We start from the raw sequence: 3,039 nt of genomic DNA, 5'->3' as shown, positions 1-3,039 counted from the left end.
TTTATGTTGATGCTCTAAAAATTAGAGCATTTTTTTACTCTTATTATCTCACCCCCTCGTTTCAATACAATTGTACGCTCTTGCTTCAGATTTCACCCACCTGACATTCCTCTCGATCATTACTAGGCTTGCATTCGATCGCTGCTTGTCACCCCTTCAGCGAATTGAGTCATTTGCGAGGGTACAACGGTGGGAGAAGATTGACTCTCAACAATGGGCAGATCGTCCCTTGTTTTTTGCTCGACAAGTAGATTATAGCGATGATTAAAGTAATTGAGGATTAGTATTAATTGAGGAAATTTGGAGGTTGGCAATATGAAGAAAACGATTCTCCTATCGGAGACGCTACGCGAATGCTCCAAGTTAAATTACGCGGATGAATTCTATCGACAACCTTGTTGGTTGGATCTATGGCGTGAAACTTGCGATCCCTGCTATCTCACCTTCTGGAGCCGGATTGATGAAACTAACGCGGCGATCTTAATTTCTTACTGGGAAGCAGCAGGATTCCTCACTCGTGCCAGAAATCGCACTCGATATCGAGTGCATTCGACGTACTATTCACAGCTTAAATTTTATACTCTCAAGCCTAGACCTCGAATACCAGGTACAAAAAAGGTAAAACCTATTCAAAACACGCTCTACTTTCGGACGGTTTGTCAGCGAATCTGGATGAGTATGCGAATTTTGCAATGCTTTAGTATCGGCCAACTGCAAGCATGTTCAAATGTGTGTAATGATATCGTGAGGACTTTTGTGAGTCAGCTTTATCAGCTTAACTATGTCCGACTGCAAGTTTGTTATGGTTCTAATTTTGAGGGCAATGAGGATATCTACCAACTCATTCGGAATACTGGAGCTAAAGCACCTTTTTTATGTGGAGAGGGCAGCCTCTACGATCTAAGTACCTATTGTATTTATTTTACTGATTGAGGGAGAAAATTTATTCCTGATTTCCTGGTTTTTGCGACCGAGCCGAGCTTCGAGTATCTTGAATCGTGATTTGTGCTGGCACCATCAGGCAAGATAGACTTAGATAGGGTTAGAGATAGGGTTAAAAAAACAAAGATAGAGTTAAAGATAAAGTTAAACTGTGTTTATGGTCGTAGATCGAACAAATACCCTTGCAATAGATTATCCAGTAACGCTTTCAAATGAAAAGTAAAGACTTTGGTGGATTTTATTTGAGGATGGTAGAATCATTCACTCTGCCAGCACTAAAGAGGAGCTAGAACTAAAGATTCAGTCAGCAAAGGATTCAGATTACTATAGACCTGCTGACTTTGTTGCTTTTGTGCCCAGACGTACCGAGGATCTACAAGAACAGGATATGGCAGAACCTAAAAATAAAGCGGTTATTGCCGTTGCTGAGATTTTTCGAGCTGCTACCGATCGCGAAAAGTTAGAAATATTCAAAGAAATTTGCGATTTAAGAATTCAATCGATTGGGATTGAGCGTCCTGAAGAGTAATTTAAGATAACTGATTGAATTTCCCCAAAACAACGCTTGCAAACGGTAATCCCCTCAAACCCGTATGGATCGACTTAGTACTGAATACCAGGAACTCCTCATCAGTCTCAAACAGCGGATTCGCACCAGCCAAATTCGGGCGGCTCTGGCTGTCAATCGGGAGCTGATTCTGCTCTACTGGCAGATTGGACGAGAAATTCTGTTGAGACAGTCTCAACAAGGTTGGGGTGCAAAAGTCATCGACAGGCTTTCTCAGGATTTGCGAGAGGAGTTCCCCGAACTCAAAGGATTATCTCGCACCAACTTGATGTACATGAGGGCTTTCGCTGAAGCTTATTCGGAGGAGCAAATAGTCCAACAGGTTGTTGGACAAATTCCTTGGGGTCATAATCTGATGATTCTAGACAAGGTGAAGGACTTAGCCGCTCGGCGATGGTATGCCCAACAGGTGACGACTAATGGTTGGTCGCGGAATATACTGGCAATCCAGATTGAGAGCCAGTTATATCAACGCCAGGGTCAGGCTGTGACTAACTTTGAAGCAACTTTACCACCAGATCGTTCGGATCTGGTGAGGGCAACTCTGAAAGACCCATACGTGTTCGACTTCCTCAGCTTGGGCACAGCAGCTCAGGAACGAGAGCTTGAGAGTGCTTTGGTTCAACATATCGAGAGGTTTTTACTGGAACTGGGGGCAGGTTTTGCATTCGTAGGCAAACAGTTTCCCCTGGAGATAGGCGGTCAAGATTTTCGACTGGATTTGCTGTTCTACCATCTCAAACTGCGCTGCTATGTGGTGATTGAATTAAAGGTGGATGAATTCAAACCAGAGTACGCGGGAAAGCTGAATTTCTACCTGTCAGCGGTGGATGATTTGTTGCGCCATCCTTATGATGAGCCGACGATTGGGATATTGTTGTGTCGGTCTAAAAATGGGGTGGTGGCGGAATATGCGCTGCGGGATATCAACAAACCGATGGGCGTAGCTGAGTGGACGGAGGCGTTGACTAAATCCTTACCCGATCCTTTACAGTCAGAATTACCTTCAACCACAGAGCTAGAGGCCGAACTAGGTGCGATTGAGTGGGAGGAAGATGTGGGTGGCTAAATCTAGAGAAACCCCTGCTAAATGCCTCCGTTGCGCCTCCCTATCCCCAGCCGAAGCTAGGGCTAAACATCCTAACTGCTGGGATGATAAACTTTGCACTGCTCGACGTTTTTACATTAATAATCGCGATCGGATCAATCAGAAACGGGCGCGAAAACGGATTGAAACCAAGCATCAAATTCCCGTGCCCCAGGTAAATTATGGAGTCTTACAGGTGTGGCGGGAGTTACGGGAAGATTCGCCGATTCATGCGATCGGGATTGAGGTCTTGGATGGGCATAATAAGTTAGCAGTGGTGCAAGCAGTCCATTGTGCTGGATGGCTGAAGGGGTGACAAGCATCCCTTAAATCATTATGTGATAGGGATTATAGAGGCTGAGGTTGCGAAGGTAAAAGTCAATTTTATGGCAATTAAGTCGGACATATCGATAAATTAAGCCCGGAATAAAATCCCAATCGA

Annotated in this window: 4 protein-coding genes; all 4 read left to right on the top strand. The window is 44.4% G+C overall.

Annotated elements, in window-relative coordinates; translation table 11 throughout:
• Positions 1-315: 315 nt before the first annotated feature.
• The 4 genes from ACEW9J_RS18680 to ACEW9J_RS18665 all read left to right on the top strand — a co-directional run bounded on the left by ACEW9J_RS18680 (position 316) and on the right by ACEW9J_RS18665 (position 2,913).
• Complete coding sequence (locus ACEW9J_RS18680; RefSeq protein WP_373546603.1) at positions 316-933, top strand: hypothetical protein; 618 nt, start codon at positions 316-318, stop codon at positions 931-933.
• A gap of 361 nt (positions 934-1,294) precedes the next feature.
• The gene (locus ACEW9J_RS18675) at positions 1,295-1,471 is read left to right on the top strand and encodes a hypothetical protein (protein ID WP_373546602.1); all 177 of its coding nucleotides are present in this window, start codon (positions 1,295-1,297) and stop codon (positions 1,469-1,471) included.
• A gap of 64 nt (positions 1,472-1,535) precedes the next feature.
• Entirely contained in the window at positions 1,536-2,579 is a 1,044-nt protein-coding gene (locus tag ACEW9J_RS18670) for a YhcG family protein (RefSeq protein ID WP_373546601.1), read from the top strand.
• On the top strand, positions 2,572-2,913 hold the full coding sequence (locus tag ACEW9J_RS18665) for a hypothetical protein (protein ID WP_373546600.1): 342 nt from the start codon (positions 2,572-2,574) through the stop codon (positions 2,911-2,913). Before ACEW9J_RS18670 ends, ACEW9J_RS18665 begins: the two co-directional genes overlap by 8 nt.
• The last annotated feature ends 126 nt before the right edge of the window (positions 2,914-3,039 follow it).

Origin of the sequence: Chamaesiphon sp. (assembly GCF_041737865.1) — a bacterium.
Taxonomy (GTDB): domain Bacteria; phylum Cyanobacteriota; class Cyanobacteriia; order Cyanobacteriales; family Chamaesiphonaceae; genus Chamaesiphon.
Note: the sequence above shows the minus strand (reverse complement) of the source record. Positions and strands in the feature narration are given on the sequence as shown.

Bases quoted from the DNA above. Each gene is read 5' to 3' on its own strand.
- ACEW9J_RS18680 (WP_373546603.1), top strand. From the start codon at position 316: ATGAAGAAAACGATTCTCCTATCGGAGACGCTACGCGAATGCTCCAAG.
- ACEW9J_RS18670 (WP_373546601.1), top strand. From the start codon at position 1,536: ATGGATCGACTTAGTACTGAATACCAGGAACTCCTCATCAGTCTCAAA.